Raw genomic sequence first — 16125 nt, forward strand, 5'->3', positions numbered from 1 at the left:
GCCGGTTGCGGACCTGCGGTGTCACCCCGGCTGAGCTGGAGGAATTCGCCCGCAGATGGCCCCGGACCGAAAGCTAGCCTGCCCGACCGGGCCACGGACACACGGCGGTGTGACGTACACCTCGATCGAGTATCCCTGTCGCGCACCCCGCTCGCGCGCCGAGAATCCGGCGAACCGCGTCGAACGTTTCGCCCCACAGCGGCGTCATAGGGGAAACGCGGCCAGGGCCTGCCCCGCGTGATCGGCGGGACGGGCCCTGGGGGAGGGGTGGCTGTGCTGCGAAGAATGACGCGCCGCGGCCAGGGGGACGACGTGCGGGACGACCCTCTGGACGCGGCACAGGAACGCCGGGTGCGGGCGGTGCTCGCGCTGGGCGGGGTGCCGCAGGCGGACCTGCTGGACGGGGTGCAGCAGGTCCGCCTGAGGTTGCTGGAACGGGCGGCCGACGGTCGGGAGGCGCCGCGGGACGTGTCGGCGTGGGCGGCGGTCGTCGCCTCCAACCTGGCCATGGACTGGCACCGTGCCAAGCGCCGCCAGGAGCGGATCGGGGAGCGCCTGGCCTCCCTGCGTCAGCTCGAACACCCCTCCGGCGAGGACAGCAGCCTGCTCTCCCTCGCCGTCGCCCAGGGCCTGGACGAGCTGCCCGACGCCCAGCGCCAGGTCCTCGTCCTGCGCTTCTACGCCGACCTGCCGGTGCGCTCCATCGCCGAGGAGCTCGGCGTCCCGGAGGGCACGGTCAAGAGCCGCCTGCACACGGCGGTACGGGCCCTGCGCGCCCGCCTGCACGAGGACGAGGTGGTGTGACATGCCCGCCGAACACGACAGCTCCCCGGACCACGAGGACTTCCGGGGCGACGACGGCTCCCAGCGCTACGACGCCGTCGAGGCCTGTGACAGCCCCGACGCCGACGACGTCTCCGAGCGCTATGACGGCATGGACGCGCTGCTGGCCGCGATCATGGACGCTCCCCTGCCCGAGCGGGCGCGCGCGGACGCCGCCTTCATGGCGGGCCACCGGTCGGCCCTCGCCGACGTGGCCCTGCTGCGGGAACAGCTGGGCGTCATCGCCGACGTGCTGGCCGAGCCCGCCGAGTCGCCCGCTCCGGCACGGCGACCGGTACAGGCGCTACGGCCTCCCCGCCCCCGCTCCCGGCTGCTCCCCGTCACCCTCCGCGTCGTCGGGGTGGCCGCCGCCGGTGTGATGGTGGCCGGCCTGGGCTGGCTCCTCGCGCAGGCCGGGAACGGAGCGAACGACTCCGCGTCCTCGGCCACCGGCTCGAAGGCGGACACGAGCACGGAGGCGGGTTCCGGCAGCCTGCTCGGTGATCCCGGCTACCTGGCCTGCGCCCGCCTCGTCGTGGAGGGCGACGTGACGAAGGTGGCCCGCGAGCCCGGCGCCGGCTTGGACAGCGTCACCCTGCACGTGACCCGCTCCTACAAGCCCGAGCGGGGCAAGGACGAGGTCGGTTTCGTGCTGGAGGCGGACACGGATCCGATGCTGAGCGAGGGCGACCACGTCCTCGTCGGCATCTCCCGCGGCTCCGCCTCCCCGGACGTGTGGATCGTCGGCGACCGGGAGATCGCCCGCGAACGGGCCGCCGTACAAAAGGCGTTGCCGCAGTCGCACGGCGCGCCCTGCGAGCAGGAATAGAAGAGAAAGGGGCGGGCATCCCCGCGGACGCCCGCCCCTTCGACTGCTTGCCGGCCTACGGCGACACGGGCCGTCGGCCGGCGGTGATGATCAGCCGGTGACCTTCTCGATGACGACCGTGCCGAGGCCGGCCGCGGTGCCGCGGCCGTTGACCAGCCGGACCTCGCCGAAGAACTGGCGGCCCGCCGCACCGGCCGACCGGGCCACGACCTCGGCCGAGACCTTCGCGGAGCCACCGCTCGGGATCGACACGGTCTTGCCGGAGTCGACGTTCACGGAGCCCAGCGAGGACGAGAAGTACACGTCCTTGTAGGCGTACGTCGTCGAGCCGGACGGCACGCTGTAGCCGTCGACGCGGACCGTGTACGTACCGGCGGCGGGCTTGGACAGGCTGACCGCCTCCTCCGAGTCGCCGTCCGCGGACTGACCCACCGTCACGCCGTCCTTGAGCACGACCAGGTCGAGGTCGGCGGCCGGGTCGGAGGGGGCGCCGATGGAGATGTCGAGGCGCTCGACGCCCTCGGGGACCTCCACCGTCTTCGTCTGGACCTCACGGTGGGCGATGGTCGGCGTCTCCAGCTTCGCCGAACCCAGCGAGCCGCCCTGGAGCTTGCCCTCGATCGCGGCGAACGCGTTGGTCACGGTCCACTCGGCGGCGATCGGGGTGCCGGCCTTCGCCTCGGGGATCGTCGTCACGGCCGGGTCGAAGGCGGTGCCGAGCACCGACACGTCCAGCTTGTAGGGGTTGTCGAGGTACGGCGAGGTGCGCCGCGACTCGACCTCGATCTCCCAGACGCCCGGCAGCGGGTCGACGTACGTCCGCAGGTCGGGACGGCAGGTGTTGGGGTCGGAGGGCGTCGAGTAGTCCGAGTAGCAGTAGATCGTCGCGCTGTCCTCGACGGCCACGCCGTAGGGGTGGATGGAGATGAACCGCGTCTGGCTCTTCTCCTTCAGCCCGCCGAGCGCCACCTCCAGGGTCTTCGCACCCTCCGGCACGGTCACGAAGTACGACGTGGAGCTGTTGCGCTGCACGGAGGAGGAGGCGGACACGGCGTACGACGGCTTCGCCAGCGGCTGCGAGACGACGACCGTGGCGAGGATCTGCTTGTCCACGCCCTCGGTGCGCTCGTCGTCGGCCTCCAGGATCGCGCTGTGCACGCCCGCCGACTTGGCCTGCGCCTGGACCTTGACGGTGACCGGCTTGTTCAGCGGCAGCACGACGTCGTCGTCGCCGAGGAGACGGAACGTGCCGTCGTTGTTCTTCCACTCCAGCTCGTGCCGGACCGGACGGTCGGGCCCGGACGTACGGGTGATGGTCACGTCGTACGTCTTCTTCTGCTTGACCTTCAGGCCGCCCTCGCGGTCGTAGAGGCCGGTGCCGAAGCCGGGGGTCGCCAGGAGCTGGTCGATCGCGGTGTCGACCGGGGCCTTGACGGTGTAGTCGTGAGCCGTGGCGCCGTCCTTGATGGCGTCCCAGGCCTGCACGATACGGATCAGACCGGCGCCCTGCTCATGCGCCCGCACGCCCTTGATCTGACGCGCGGTGCTGGTCAGCGCGGTGCGCAGGGTGAGCGGCGACAGCTGGATCTTCCGCTGCTTGGCGGCGGACAGCAGCAGCGCGCTCGCGCCCGCGGCCTGCGGGGAGGACATCGAGGTGCCCTGGAGCATGGCGTAGCCGGGCGGCAGCGTGTAACCGGCCTCGGCGACGGGAGCGCCGGGCGCCCAGGTCTGGATGGTGTTGATCGCCGCGCCGGGGGCGGTGATGGTCGGGGTGAAGCCGCCGTCCTCACGCGGGCCGCGCGAGGAGAACGGGAACATGGCGTACTTCGTCTTCACGACCGAGCCGTAGTCGGCGGCCCACGTCTCCTTGGAGACGGAGGCGCCGACGGAGAGCACCTTGTCGGCGAGACCGGGGTCGCCGATGGTGTTGGTGCCGGGGCCCTCGTTGCCCGCGGAGATCACCAGCTGCACGCCGTAGGTGTCGATGAGCCGCGTGTAGAGCTGGGCGCGGGCGTTGTTGCCGTCGTTCAGCGGCGGCAGACCGCCGATCGACATGTTCACGATGTCGACACCGCGCTTGGTGACGAGGTCGATCATGCCCTCGGTGAGCGCGATGTTGGTGCAGCCGCCGGTCCAGGTGCAGGCACGCGAGGAGACCAGCTTGGCGCCGGGCGCCGCGCCGTTCATCTTCCCGCCGAACAGGCTGTTGGCGGCGGTGATGCCCGCGACGTGCGTGCCGTGCCGGCCCTCGATGACACCGATGTTGACGTAGTCCGACTTGTCGCCGGCCGCGTTGTAGACGACGTCCTTGCGGGTCTCCACCACGAAGGGGATCCGCTCGGCGATCGGCGTGGCCGGGTCGTCCGTACCGAAGTAGCCGACCTGGAAGCCGTCCTTGTACGGCTTCAGCGCCTTCTCGTCGGTGAAGTCGGCGTCATTGTCGAGGTCCACGCGGACCGTGCCGGCGGCCGCGTCGTACAGCACGCCCCACACGTCGGTGGTGTCGCCGTCCCGGTTGAGGTCGCCGGCCATGTCGCCGCCGAGGGTGGCCGACTCCGCGAAGGTACGGAACGTGAACCCGCCCGCGGGCGCCTGCCAGGTGCTGCCGCCGGCGGTGAACACCGGCCCGGCCACCGCGGAGTTCATCCGCAGCCAGGTGCCGTCCCCGTCGGCCACCGGGTCGGTGGCCGTCACCCAGTCGACGATCTTGCGTTCGCCGGTGGTGGTCTTCTGCAGCGCGGGGTGGGCGATGTCGACACCCGAGTCCAGGATGCCGATGGTCACCCCGCGGCCGTCGTACGTCGGGTGGTCCTGGACGAAGGAGACCGCGCCGGTCTCGAAGGAGGGGTTGTACGGGTTCACGGCCGGCGTCTTCTTGTCCGGCGCCGGGTATCCGGCACCCGCCGCCGACGAGCCCCGGTCGGCCTTGGCGGCCGTGGCGTCCGGGGCCGGGTCGTCCAGCTTGATCTCCTGCTTGAGGTCGATCGCCTGGACGGAGGAGAGCTTCAGCGCCGCCGCGAGGGTCTTGTCCGCCGCCGAGGTCGGGATGGTGGCCCGGACGTAGCCGAGCCTGTCGTCCTTCTTGCCGACCAGCCCGCCGTCGACCGCGTCCAGCTCCTCGGTGACCTTCTCGGTCTGCCCCGGGGCGGTCGCGACCATCAGCGTGACGGTCTTGTCGCCGTCGGCCTTGGCCTCGGCGAGGAGGTCGGCGTCGTCCGAACCGAGCTTTTCATGGGCCGACTTGACGACCGGGTCGGCCGTGGCCGGTGGGTCGTCCGCGGAGAAGGCCAGGGGTATCGGCCCGGCCGCGGAGAGCGCGGCGACCAGACCGGCGGCCACGGCTATGCGGGCCACATGTCTCGCGCCCGTTCTCGGATCGCGCTGGGGGGTGAGGCTCATCGGCATCCCTTGTAGGTAAAGGAACGTGCGTCGAACGACCGCAAACCTTTACCAAAGGAACATGTGTTTGGTGAGTGTTGACCCAATCGATATGAACGTATGGGGAAAACCCTTTATGGGCTTTGCCAGTTGCGCGCGGAATGGCTGAGATGTCCGTTCCATAACGCCGAGTTGGCGCGCTAACGTCCCGGAGTGCGCAAGAACCTGAGGGTCGCGGCCTACGCCATCTGCGTCCGTGACGGTCACATCCTGCTCGCCCGCTCACCCGCCCCCGACGGCACCCCGGAGTGGGTCCTGCCGGGCGGCGGCATGGAACACGGCGAGCATCCCCACGACACCGTCGTCCGCGAGGTCGAGGAGGAGACCGGTTACCGCATCGAGGTCACCGCACTCCTCGGCGTGGACTCCTCCCACCACACCTTCCCCGGCGGCCGCCTGCTGCGCCGCCCCACCGACCACCACGGCGTCCGCCTCGTCTACGAGGCCCGCGTCATCGGCGGCGACCTGCGCAACGAGGTCGACGGATCGACCGACATGGCCGCCTGGCACGACCTGGAGGCGCTGACCGAGCTGCGGCGCATCCGGCTGGTCGACGCGGGACTGCGGCTGTGGAGGGAGCGCCCGGCGGCGGGACGTGTCGCGACGTAGTACCTCCGCGTTCCCCGGAAGATGAACGCTGAGTGACCGCTTCCGGGCGGTCCACCGAGCGGCCGGGAACGCATGGGGTGGCCCAAGATCCACGTACGGTGATCGGCGTTGCCCGTTGCCGTCTCGTTCACACACAGGTCATCCCCGGTGCCAAGCATCCAGTACGAGCGGGTTGTTCGCAGCCGCGACCACCCGCGACCACTGCCGACGCGTTCGCACCCGGGGAGACCGCGCCATGTCGCGCATACGCTCTGTCGCCAGCTCCACGCTGGGGGTCAACCGCCGTACCGTCCTCGCCGCCACCGCGGCCGTGTCCGTCTCCGCGGGCGTCGGCTACGGACTGCGGCCCACCGAGAGCGAGGCCGCGCCCGCCCACGAGGCCGTGCCGGTCCACGAGGAGCAGGCCGCCTCCTCCCGGCGGGCGCCCACCGCCCCGCTCGCCCCGTACACCCGGGGCACCACCCTCGCCACCGTCGCCGCCCCCCGCGGCGGCTCCGGATACCGCCGCCTCGGCGACGGCCCCGGCTGGAAGCGCGTCGTGCGCTCCGAACTCGCCGCACCGAAGTCGGGCCGCGCCGGCCGCCGCACCACGCTCGCCGCGTTCGTCCAGCTCACCGACCTGCACCTGATCGACAGCCAGCACCCGATGCGCCTGGAGTACCTCCGCTCCTCGGACGTCAAGGCCTGGCGGCCGCACGAGGCACTGACCGTGCAGGGCGCGGTCTCACTGGTGGAGCGGATCAACGCGCTGCGCGGAGCCCCCGTCACCGGTTCCCCGCTGCACTTCGCGATGGCGACGGGCGACAACACCGACAACAACGCCCACACCGAACTGGAGTGGTTCCTGAAGGTGATGAGCGGCGGCCGCATCACCCCCAACTCCGGTGACCCGCGCCACTACGAGGGCGTCCAGAACAGCGGCCTGAAGCAGTACTGGCAGCCCGACACCGCCGTACGTGACGCCGACAAGCAGCTCGGCTTCCCGCACCTGGAGGGCTTCCTCGCCGCCGCCACCCGCGAGCTGCGCAGCCCCGGCCTCAACCTGCCCTGGTACTCCACCGTCGGCAACCACGACAGCCTGCCCCTCGGCTGCTACGGCCACGGCGACCCCTACCTCGCCGAGTACGCGATCGGCGGCCGCAAGCTGATGAGCCTGCCCGCCGCCGAGGCCAGGAAGCTCCAGGACACCATCAAGAACGCCAAGGACCCCATGGGCGTCGTCTTCCGCGACCTCCTCAAGGCCCACACCCGCGCCATGCGCCCGGTCACCCCGGACGAGCGGCGCGCCCCCTACACCCCGGCCGACTACCTCAAGGCCCACCTGGACCCGGCGTACGCGGGCGTCGGACCGGTCGGCCACGGCTACTCCTCGGCCAACGTCGACGCGGGCACGCAGTACTACACCTTCCGCATCGCCGACGACGTCCTCGGCGTCAGCCTCGACACCACCGACCCCGGCGGCCACTACAACGGCTCCATCGGCGCGGCCCAGCTGAAGTGGCTGGAGCGGACCCTGCGCGAGAACGAGGACGCGTACGTCATCGTCTTCAGCCACCACACGAGCACGACGATGTCCAACCCCCGCCCCGACCCGGCCCGCCCGAACGAGCGCCGTCACACGGGCGCCGACCTCCTCTCCCTCCTCGGCCGCCACCGCAACGTCCTCGCCTGGGTCAACGGCCACATCCACCAGAACCGCGTCACCGCGCACTCCACCGCCGACGGCGGCTCCTTCTGGGAGATCTCCACCGCCTCCCACGTCGACTTCCCCCAACTCGCCCGCGTCATCGAGCTGGTCGACAACAAGGACGGCACCCTCTCCCTCTTCACCACCCTCATCGAGTCCGCGGCCCCCCACCGCACCGACTTCACCGACCTCTCCCAGACCGGCCTCGCCGCCCTGTACCGCGAGTTCTCCTTCAACGCGCCGGGCGCCGACACGACGACGCTGGCCGGAGACGCGGACGACCGCAACACGGAGCTGGTGCTGAGGAAGGGCTGAGTCCGCGTCCGCATGAGGAGGGGCCACCCGGGTCGATGCGCCCCGGTGGCCCCTCCTCTCCCCTCCTGGTGCCCGCCCGGCCCTCACTACCGGGGCAGGACCACGACATACGCGGCGGGGTCGCGGTCGCCGGACGCCATCAGGGCCGTACGGACGACCGTCGCCTGCTGTTCCATGGACTCGCGGAGCTTCCTCGGGGTGAGGTGGACGACGGTGATGCCGAGCCGCTCCAGGTGCTCGCGCTTGCGGGCGTACTCCGACCACAGGGCGTCGTCCTCCTGACGGGGGGCGCGGGCGTCGAGCTCGACCGCGACCGCCTGCTCGGGCCAGTACGCGTCGAGGCCGCCCAGGTAGGGTCCGCCCGGCAGGCGCAGGTCCACGTTCCACACCGGGTCCGGCAACCCGTACTCCCGCACCATGCGGTACAGCCGGTTCTCCGCGATGGCCCGCCCCTCCGCGAGCAACGAGTCCACCGCGTCCACCACATGCGGTCGGCTCAGCAGCTTCGCCTCGTTCAACTCCCGTACAACAGAGGCAGGTTCACAGTGGCCCGCCCGTACCGCCTCCGTCATCAGCCGCCGTACCACGCCCGCGTCCGTCAGCCGCGCCACCGCGTCGGCCAGGGCGCGCGCCACGGGGGCGACCGGGAGGCCCGTGACCTGCTGCGGGCTGGGCAGGGCCGGCGTACGGACGATGTGCGCGCAGCCCGTCGAACGCAGTCGGCGCGGACGCGGGACCAGGACGTCGATCTCCTCCAGGGAAAGGAGGGGAGGCGCGGAGGAGAACCCGTACAGCGTCAGCGCCGCCAGGCCCGTGATCATCGCCTCGCCGTACTCCGCGCTCTCGGTGCTCTCGGCGTACCCCGTGTACGTCGTCGGGCCGTACGGCGCGTCCGCCCCCGGCTGCGTCGGCACCCCGGGCACCCCCTCCCTCGTCCCCGGCGTCGGAGCTTCCCGTGCCGCGTACATCAGCACCGCGTGCAGCCGCTCCTCGCTCGTCGGCGGGCCGGGGTGGAGGAGGACCACGCCGGGGAGGAACTGCTGCCAGGGGCCGCCGGGGCGGCACTGTTCGTTCGTCTCCGCGGGCGAGATGCCGCGGGCCTTCAGCTGTGCCGTGGTCATCACCCGGTGCCGGCCGTCGGAGAGGTGGCGCAGGGGGCGGGGGGAGGCCGGGGGGAGCGGCGTGTTGTGGTTCATGACCGGGAGGTTCCCGGACCTGGAGCCGTCCTGAACCCGTGTTACACGGTCGTCGACAAATGCGGACAAGGCTGCCCTAAAGGACGGGTGTTCGGATGCCGAAAGCCCCTGGTCCCTCCGGGGATGGACCAGGGGTTACGGCCGCAGAGCACGCATCTTGTAACGGTCACAACCCGCCGAATCCAAGGCCAAAGGTCAACCCTGATTGACTCACTCGGCAGCCGCGCCGGCCCCGGCCCCCGCCGCCTCCGCGTCCCGCGCCTGCCCCCGCAGCGCCCGCGCGAGATCGTCCCGCGCCTCGAGCACCAGCCTGCGCAGGGCCGGAGCCGCCGTCTCGTGCGCCGTCAGCCACGCGTCCGTCGCCCGCAGCGTCTCCTGGGAGTCCGCCAGCGACGGGAACAGGCCACGCACCACATCCATCCCGATCTGGATCGACCGCTGCTCCCACACCCGCTCGATCGCCGCGAAGTACCTCTGCGCGTACGGCGCGAGCAGCTCCCGCTGCGAGGGCTGCACCCAGCCGCCGATCGTCGCCTCGACCAGCGCGTTCGACAGCGCCTCCGATTCCACCACCTGCGCCCACGCCTGCGCCTTGACCGCCTCCGACGGGCGGGAGGCGAGGCAGCGGACCTGGTGGCGCTTGCCGGAGGCGGTGTCGTCGCGCGCGAGTTCGGCGGCCAGGTCCTTCTCGTCGGCGGCGCCGTGCACGGTCAGCTGCTCCAGGAAGGCCCATCGCAGCTCCTGGTCGACGTCGAGCCCCTCGATGGCGGACGTGCCGTCCAGGAGTTCCCGCAGCAGCCCCAGGCCGGCCTCCCCGGATGCCACCGTCGCGAAGAAGCGCGCCCATGCCAGCTGGTGCTCGCTGCCCGGCGCCGCCTGCCGCAGTTCCCGCAGCGCGCCCTCCGCCAGCAGCCGGCCGCCCGTCTCACGCCAGTCGACGGCTGCGTAGTGGACCAGGGACGAGTTCGCCCACGCGTGCAGCATCTGCAGCACGCCGATGTCGGACTCGCGCCCCGCGAACCGCAGCACCAGCCCCACGAAGTCCCGCGCCGGCAGCAGCGCGTCCCGGGTCATGTTCCACAGCGCCGACCAGCACAGGGCGCGCGCCAGCGGGTCGGTGAGGTCGCCCAGGTGCCCGCGCAGCGTCTCCAGCGAGGTCGTGTCGAAGCGGGTCTTGCAGTAGGTGAGGTCGTCGTCGTTGACCAGGACCAGCTCCGGTGCCTCGGCGCCGGTCAGTTCCGGTACGACCGTACGCGCGCCGTCCACGTCCGCCTCGGCGCGGGCGTACCGCTCCAGCGTGCCGTTCGCCGTGAGCCGGTAGAGCCCGATCGCCACCCGGTGCGGCCGCAGCTCGGGGTGCGACTCCGGGGCGTCCTGGAGCACCGTGAGTTCCTCGACCCGGCCGTCGGCGCCCAGCAGGACCTGCGGGGTCAGCGAGTTCACCCCGGCCGTCTGCAGCCAGGACCGCGCCCACGTCCCCATGTCCCGGCCGCTGGTCTCCTCCAGGACCGCCAGCAGGTCGCCGAGGCGGGTGTTGCCGTACGCGTGCCGCTTGAAGTAGCGGCGGGCGCCCTCGAGGAACGCGTCCTGGCCGACGTAGGCGACCAGCTGCTTCAGCACCGACGCGCCCTTGGCGTAGGTGATGCCGTCGAAGTTGAGCTTGGCGTCCTGGAGGTCGCGGATGTCGGCCGTGATCGGGTGGGTGGAGGGCAGCTGGTCCGCGCGGTAGGCCCAGGCCTTGCGGCGGTTGGCGAAGGTGATCCAGCCGTCCTCGAAGCGGGTCGCGCCGACCAGGGAGAAGGCGCCCATGAAGTCCGCGAAGGACTCCTTGAGCCACAGGTCGTCCCACCACTCCATGGTGACGAGGTCGCCGAACCACATGTGTGCCATCTCGTGCAGGATCACGTTCGCGCGGCCCTCGTACGACGCCCGCGTCACCTTGCCCCGGAAGATGAACTCCTCCCGGAAGGTCACCAGACCCGGGTTCTCCATCGCGCCGAGGTTGTACTCGGGCACGAACGCCTGGTCGTACTTGCCGAAGGGGTACGGGTAGTCGAAGTGGTCGTGGAAGAAGTCCAGGCCCTGCTTGGTCACCAGGAACACGTCGTCGGCGTCGAAGTGCGGCGCCAGGCCCTTGCGGCACAGGGCGCCGAGCGGGATCTCCAGGGTCGCACCGTCACCCAGGTCACGCGTGTAGGAGTCCGTCACGTAGTGGTACGGGCCCGCCACCACACAGGTGATGTACGTCGAGATCGGCTTCGTCTCCGCGAACCGCCACACCCCGTCGTGCCGCTCACCGGCGCCGTTGCTCCACACCGTCCACTCCTCGGGCGCCCGCACCTCGAAGCGGAAGGGGGCCTTGAGGTCCGGCTGCTCGAAGCCCGCGAAGACGCGGCGGGAGTCGGCCGGCTCGTACTGCGTGTAGAGGTACACCTCGCCGTCCTCGGGGTCGACGAAGCGGTGCAGGCCCTCGCCGGTGCGCGAGTAGGCGCACTGGGCGTCGACGACCAGCTCGTTGTCGGCGGCGAGGTCCTCCAGGACGATCCGGGTGCCGTCGAAGACCTCGCCGGGGTCCAGATCACGGCCGTTGAGAGTGATGGCGGTCACGCTCGGTGCGATGAGGTCCGCGAAGGTCGAGGCGCCCGGCTCGTTGCAGCGGAAGCGGATCGTGGTGACCGAGCGGAAGGTGCGCGGCGCCCCTTCCTCGGTGTCCCCCTCGCCGGTGACGGCGGAGCGCACGTCGAGGGACACGTCGTACCCGTCGACGGACAGCAGGGCGGCCCGCTCCCGGGCCTCGTCACGGGTCAGGTTCTCACCGGGCACGGGTGGTACTCCCTCGGCTGTGATCAGCATGCGGACAGGCCCGATCCTGCCATGTGCCCCTGATCGGAGGCAGTCGGGAATGCGGCGGGGGACGGTCGATGTTGCCCGTTCAAACGACCGTTTCCGTAGGGAGAGCCATGTCCGAGTCCGCGACCGCATCCGGCAAGACCCCCGTCGACTTCTGGTTCGACCCGCTGTGCCCGTGGGCCTGGATGACCTCGCGGTGGGTGCTGGAGGTGGAGAAGGTCCGTGACATCGAGATCCGCTGGCACATCATGAGCCTCGGGGTGCTGAACGAGGACAAGCTGGACGAGCTGCCGGAGCAGTACCGCGAGCTGCTGGAGACCAAGGCGTGGAAGCCGGTCCGGGTGGTGACCGCGGCCTGGCAGAAGCACGGCGCCGACGTGCTCGGCCCGCTCTACACCGCGCTCGGTACCCGCTTCCACAACAACGGCGAGGGCCCCACCCTCGAGGCGATCTCGGCGGCGCTCGCCGACGTGGGTCTGCCCGCCGATCTGATCGACTACGCCGAGCAGGAGGACTTCGAGTTCGACGCGGAGCTGCGCGCCTCCCACAAGGAGGGCATCGAGAAGGTCGGCCAGGACGTCGGCACCCCGGTCATCGCGGTCCCCGGCCCCGACGGCGAGCAGATCGCCTTCTTCGGTCCGGTCGTCACCCCCGCCCCGAAGGGCGAGGAGGCCGCCCGCCTCTGGGACGGCACCCTCGCGGTCGCCTCGGTCCCCGGTTTCTACGAACTCAAGCGGACCCGCACCAAGGGCCCGGACTTCAGCAACCTGTAGGCGGTACTCGCCGGCGGGGTCACAACCCCGCGGGCAGGAACGTGCCGACGCGCCAGTTGTCCTTGCGCTGGACGCGGCGGCAGCCGTCGGTTCCGCAGCGGTGGAAGGCCTTGGCCACGAAGTGGCCGCCGTCCAGCATCGGCAGCAGCACCTGCCGGGCTCCCTCGATCTCGGCCTCGCTCTGCAGATCCCGGAAGTCCGTCAGCCTGTCGTTGCAGGTGGGACTCGGACACCGCACGTACGCCATGAACGCCTCCTCGTGAACCGGCAAGGAATCGGTCATACCGTACATCTGGGGCGTCCGCCAGAACCCCGGAGCCGGGAAGCCCCCGCGAGTCACGTCCTCGCGGGGGCTTCCGGCATTCCGCCTGCCTTCGTGAAGGGTGAGAAGACGATCACGAGGTAGGACGTCCACGGTGCCCTCAGGGGGCCAGGAGCAGCACGTCCGCACGGGACTTGGCGGCCTCGTGGCGACGGGCGACGTCCTGCCAGTTGACGACGGCCCACATCGCCTCGATGAAGTCGACCTTCTGGTTGCGGTACTGGAGGTAGAAGGCGTGCTCCCAGGCGTCGAAGACCAGGATCGGGGTGGCGCCCTGGCCGACGTTGCCCTGGTGGTCGTAGACCTGCTCGACGATGAGGCGTCCGCTGAGCGGCTCATGGGCGAGGACACCCCAGCCCGAGCCCTGGGTGGTGGCGGCCGCCTTGGACAGCTGTGCCTTGAAGTTCGCGAACGAGCCGAACGACTCGGTGATCGCGTCCGCGAGCTCACCCACGCCGTCCACCGCGAGCGGCTCGCCGCCACCGTAGCCGGTCATGTTCTGCCAGTAGATCGAGTGCAGGATGTGCCCGGAGAGGTGGAAGGCCAGGTTCTTCTCCAGGCCGTTGATCGAGCCCCACTGCTCCTTGTCGCGCGCCTCGGCGAGCTGCTCCAGGGTGTCGTTGGCGCCCTTCACATAGGCCGCGTGGTGCTTGTCGTGGTGCAGCTCGATGATCTCGGGGCTGATGACGGGGGCCAGGGCGGAGTAGTCGTAGGGCAGTTCGGGCAGCGTGTAGACGGGCATGACGGGGTTCCCCTCCGAACCTTATTGCAAAGAGGTTGCAACTGCACGCTAGCAAGAAAAAGGGCCCTCGCGTGGGAACGTGAGGGCCCTTCGGGGGATGGGAACGCGTCAACTCCGGGGACGGGTGCGCTGCCAGGCATACCCGACGGCCGCCAGGAACAGGGTCATCCCGCCCGTCGAGTACAGCTGCACGCGCGTGTCCGGCTCGCGGGCCATCAGGACGAGGATCGCCGCCATGCCCGCCAGCGCGACCCACGTCAGCACCGGGAACGCCCACATCCGCAAGGCCAGCCGCTCCGGTGCCTCCCGTTCCAGCCGACCGCGCAGCCGCAACTGCGAGGCCGCGATGAGGATCCAGACCACGAGGATGACCGCGCCGATCATGTTGAGCAGCCAGGGGAAGACGTCGTCGGGCCGCCAGTAGCTCAGCACCACGCAGACGAAGCCGAACACGCAGGAGACGAGTACGGCGATCCGCGGGACCCCGCCGGACACCCGGCCCAGCACCTTCGGCCCCTGCCCCCGCTCCACCAGCGAGTACGCGATCCGCGAGGAGCCGTAGATGTTGGCGTTCATGGCCGACAGCAGCGCGACCAGGACGACGACGTTCATCAGCTGTCCGGCACCGGGAATGCCGAGGTGGTCCAGGGCGGCGACGTACGGGCCCTTCTCCACGACCTCCTTGGAGTCCCACGGGACCAGCGTCACGATGACCGCCATCGAGCCGACGTAGAACAGGGCGATCCGCCACATCGCCGTACGGACCGCCATCGCCACGCCCCTGACCGGGTCCTCCGACTCGGCCGCCGCGATGGTGACCGTCTCCAGGCCGCCGTACGCGAAGACGGAGGCGAGCAGACCGATGACCAGGCCCTCGCCGCCGTTGGGGAGGAAGTCCGTGAGGTTCGACGTCCCGGGGGAGTCGGTACTGGGCAGAACACCGGCGATGGCCAGCACGCCCAGAACCAGGAACAAGGTGATCGCGCCCACCTTGAGGGCGGCGAACCAGAACTCGAACTCGCCGAAGTTCTTCACGGCGGCGAGGTTCGCACCGCAGAACACCAGCATGAACAGCGCCACCCAGGCCCACTCCGGGGTGCCCGGCAGCCAGCCGGTGACGATCTTCGCCGCGCCGATGCCCTCCAGGCCGACGGCCGTGCACAGGAGGACCCAGAAGGACCAGCCGGCCGTGAAGCCCGCCCAGGGGCCGATGGCGCGCTCGGCGTGCGCCGAGAACGAACCCGACGACGGATACGCGGCCGACATCTCGCCCAGCATCCGCATCACCAGCATCACGAGGAGGCCGGAGAGGGCGTAGGCGAGGACGATCGAGGGTCCGGCGGCGGCGATGCCCGCTCCGGAGCCGACGAACAGACCGGCGCCGATGACCCCGCCGAGGGCGATCATCGACAGGTGGCGCTGTTTGAGACCGTGGGAGAGGGAGGCGTCCCGCGGGGGCGTCTGCGTGGTGGTGCTGTGCGGCATGGGCGCGGCTCGTCCAATGCGTAGGTGGGCAAAAACGCCCACAGTCTGGGCAGCCTCCCCCGGCACAGGAGAAGGCCGCCCACCATGCGGACGCCGACGGCACGGTCGGTGATCTTCCGTTTACCCGGCGCCCGGCGAGTTACGCGGCGACCGTGTGGCGCGCGGCGACCGGCGTGTAGTGCGAGGCATCACCCTCGATCGAGTAGGACTCCTTCCCCTCGATGCCGACCGGGATGTCGCCGGCGACGGTCACCCGGTGCAGGCGGCGCGGCAGGCCGTCGTAGTTGTCGATGGCGTAGTGCTGGGTGATGCGGTTGTCGAACAGGACCAGCTGGTTCTCCGACCAGCGGTGGCGCAGGACGTTCTCCGGCCGGGTCACGTACGCCTGGAGCAGATCGAGGATCTTGCGGGACTCGCCCGGTGACAGGCCCAGGATGCGCTGCGCGAACCCGCCGATGAACAGGCCACGCTCGCCGGTCAGCGGGTGGACGCGGACCACGGGGTGGACCGTGCGGTACTTGATCGACGTGAACTGGGAGCGTTGGGCGGCCTGTCGCTCGTCGACCTCCTCGTCCGCGACGGCGTAGTCGTAGTCGTTGGTGTGCTCCGCCCACAGCGTGTCGGCCAGCTGCCGGAGCGGCTCGGGCAGGTTGCGGTAGGCGGCCGCCGAGCTGGCGATCAGCGTCTCGCCGCCGTACGGCGGGACCGTGATGCTGCGCAGGCTGGTGGCCTGGGGCGGGCTGAGGACGAACGTGACGTCGGTGTGCCAGTGGTTGGCGGCGCGGCCGCGTTCGCTGTCGACGGGCAGGACGTTCGGGACGCCGTCGACGGAGGACACCGTCGGGTGGGCGGTGGTGATGTCGCCGAAGTGGCGGACGAAGGCCTGCTGGCCCTCGTCGTCGAGGTTCACGTCGTCGAAGACGAGGGCCTTGTGCGCGTTGAGCGCCTCGCGCAGGGCGGTGTAGGTCTCCTCGTGGAGGGGCTTGGAGATGTCGACGCCGGAGACCTTGGCGCCGATGTTCGCGGTGACCTTGCTGATCTCGATGGACATGAGGTG

At 70.8% G+C, this 16125-nt stretch carries 12 protein-coding genes; 5 read left to right on the plus strand and 7 right to left on the minus strand.

Translation table 11 applies throughout. The annotated features are described in order from the left end of the window. Positions 1-267: 267 nt before the first annotated feature. Complete coding sequence (locus tag IG99_RS18975) at positions 268-804, plus strand: RNA polymerase sigma factor (protein WP_199815554.1); 537 nt, start codon at positions 268-270, stop codon at positions 802-804. Between the two features lies 1 nt (position 805). Beyond that, entirely contained in the window at positions 806-1651 is an 846-nt protein-coding gene (locus IG99_RS18980; protein ID WP_051865559.1) for a hypothetical protein, read from the plus strand. Between the two features lie 90 nt (positions 1652-1741). On the opposite strand, the gene IG99_RS18985 is transcribed toward IG99_RS18980, so the two are convergent. Then, positions 1742-5050 carry a S8 family serine peptidase gene (locus IG99_RS18985; protein ID WP_037675541.1) on the minus strand — a complete coding sequence of 1103 codons (3309 nt, stop codon included), beginning with the start codon at positions 5048-5050 and terminating at the stop codon, positions 1742-1744. A gap of 192 nt (positions 5051-5242) precedes the next feature. Here IG99_RS18985 and IG99_RS18990 point away from each other — a divergent pair, with 192 nt between their 5' ends. Beyond that, positions 5243-5698, plus strand: a complete 456-nt coding sequence (locus IG99_RS18990; protein WP_037675544.1) for an NUDIX hydrolase — start codon at positions 5243-5245, stop codon at positions 5696-5698. Between the two features lie 235 nt (positions 5699-5933). Then, positions 5934-7700, plus strand: coding sequence for a TIGR03767 family metallophosphoesterase (locus IG99_RS18995; protein WP_037675546.1), 1767 nt, complete (start codon positions 5934-5936; stop codon positions 7698-7700). Positions 7701-7786: 86 nt separating this feature from the next. On the opposite strand, the gene IG99_RS19000 is transcribed toward IG99_RS18995, so the two are convergent. Beyond that, positions 7787-8896, minus strand: coding sequence for a hypothetical protein (locus IG99_RS19000; RefSeq protein ID WP_037675548.1), 1110 nt, complete (start codon positions 8894-8896; stop codon positions 7787-7789). A 210-nt stretch (positions 8897-9106) separates the two neighbouring features. Continuing rightward, positions 9107-11719, minus strand: coding sequence for an aminopeptidase N (gene pepN, locus IG99_RS19005; protein ID WP_037675912.1), 2613 nt, complete (start codon positions 11717-11719; stop codon positions 9107-9109). Positions 11720-11856: 137 nt separating this feature from the next. On the opposite strand from pepN, the gene IG99_RS19010 reads away from it, so the two are divergent. Further along, on the plus strand, positions 11857-12519 hold the full coding sequence (locus IG99_RS19010) for a mycothiol-dependent nitroreductase Rv2466c family protein (RefSeq protein WP_037675550.1): 663 nt from the start codon (positions 11857-11859) through the stop codon (positions 12517-12519). Positions 12520-12538: 19 nt separating this feature from the next. Here the strand turns inward: IG99_RS19010 and IG99_RS19015 are convergent, their stop codons facing one another. The 4 genes from IG99_RS19015 to IG99_RS19030 all read right to left on the minus strand — a co-directional run bounded on the left by IG99_RS19015 (position 12539) and on the right by IG99_RS19030 (position 16119). After that, complete coding sequence (locus IG99_RS19015) at positions 12539-12802, minus strand: hypothetical protein (RefSeq protein WP_158973202.1); 264 nt, start codon at positions 12800-12802, stop codon at positions 12539-12541. Between the two features lie 139 nt (positions 12803-12941). After that, the gene (locus IG99_RS19020; RefSeq protein WP_037675553.1) at positions 12942-13583 is read right to left on the minus strand and encodes a superoxide dismutase; all 642 of its coding nucleotides are present in this window, start codon (positions 13581-13583) and stop codon (positions 12942-12944) included. Between the two features lie 108 nt (positions 13584-13691). After that, the gene (locus IG99_RS19025; RefSeq protein ID WP_037675556.1) at positions 13692-15068 is read right to left on the minus strand and encodes an amino acid permease; all 1377 of its coding nucleotides are present in this window, start codon (positions 15066-15068) and stop codon (positions 13692-13694) included. A 139-nt stretch (positions 15069-15207) separates the two neighbouring features. Continuing rightward, a complete protein-coding gene (locus tag IG99_RS19030; RefSeq protein WP_037675557.1) occupies positions 15208-16119 on the minus strand; it encodes a TauD/TfdA dioxygenase family protein in 912 nt (303 codons plus the stop codon). Positions 16120-16125: the final 6 nt, after the last annotated feature.

This window comes from Streptomyces griseus subsp. griseus, from assembly GCF_000720255.1.
GTDB classification, from domain to species: domain Bacteria; phylum Actinomycetota; class Actinomycetes; order Streptomycetales; family Streptomycetaceae; genus Streptomyces; species Streptomyces griseus_I.

Coding starts and splice junctions, on each gene's coding strand:
- IG99_RS18980 (WP_051865559.1), top strand. CDS start 806: ATGCCCGCCGAACACGACAGCTCCCCGGACCACGAGGACTTCCGGGGC.
- IG99_RS18985 (WP_037675541.1), bottom strand. CDS start 5,050: ATGAGCCTCACCCCCCAGCGCGATCCGAGAACGGGCGCGAGACATGTG.
- IG99_RS18995 (WP_037675546.1), top strand. CDS start 5,934: ATGTCGCGCATACGCTCTGTCGCCAGCTCCACGCTGGGGGTCAACCGC.
- IG99_RS19000 (WP_037675548.1), bottom strand. CDS start 8,896: ATGAACCACAACACGCCGCTCCCCCCGGCCTCCCCCCGCCCCCTGCGC.
- IG99_RS19010 (WP_037675550.1), top strand. CDS start 11,857: ATGTCCGAGTCCGCGACCGCATCCGGCAAGACCCCCGTCGACTTCTGG.
- IG99_RS19015 (WP_158973202.1), bottom strand. CDS start 12,802: ATGACCGATTCCTTGCCGGTTCACGAGGAGGCGTTCATGGCGTACGTG.
- IG99_RS19020 (WP_037675553.1), bottom strand. CDS start 13,583: ATGCCCGTCTACACGCTGCCCGAACTGCCCTACGACTACTCCGCCCTG.
- IG99_RS19025 (WP_037675556.1), bottom strand. CDS start 15,068: ATGCCGCACAGCACCACCACGCAGACGCCCCCGCGGGACGCCTCCCTC.
- IG99_RS19030 (WP_037675557.1), bottom strand. CDS start 16,119: ATGTCCATCGAGATCAGCAAGGTCACCGCGAACATCGGCGCCAAGGTC.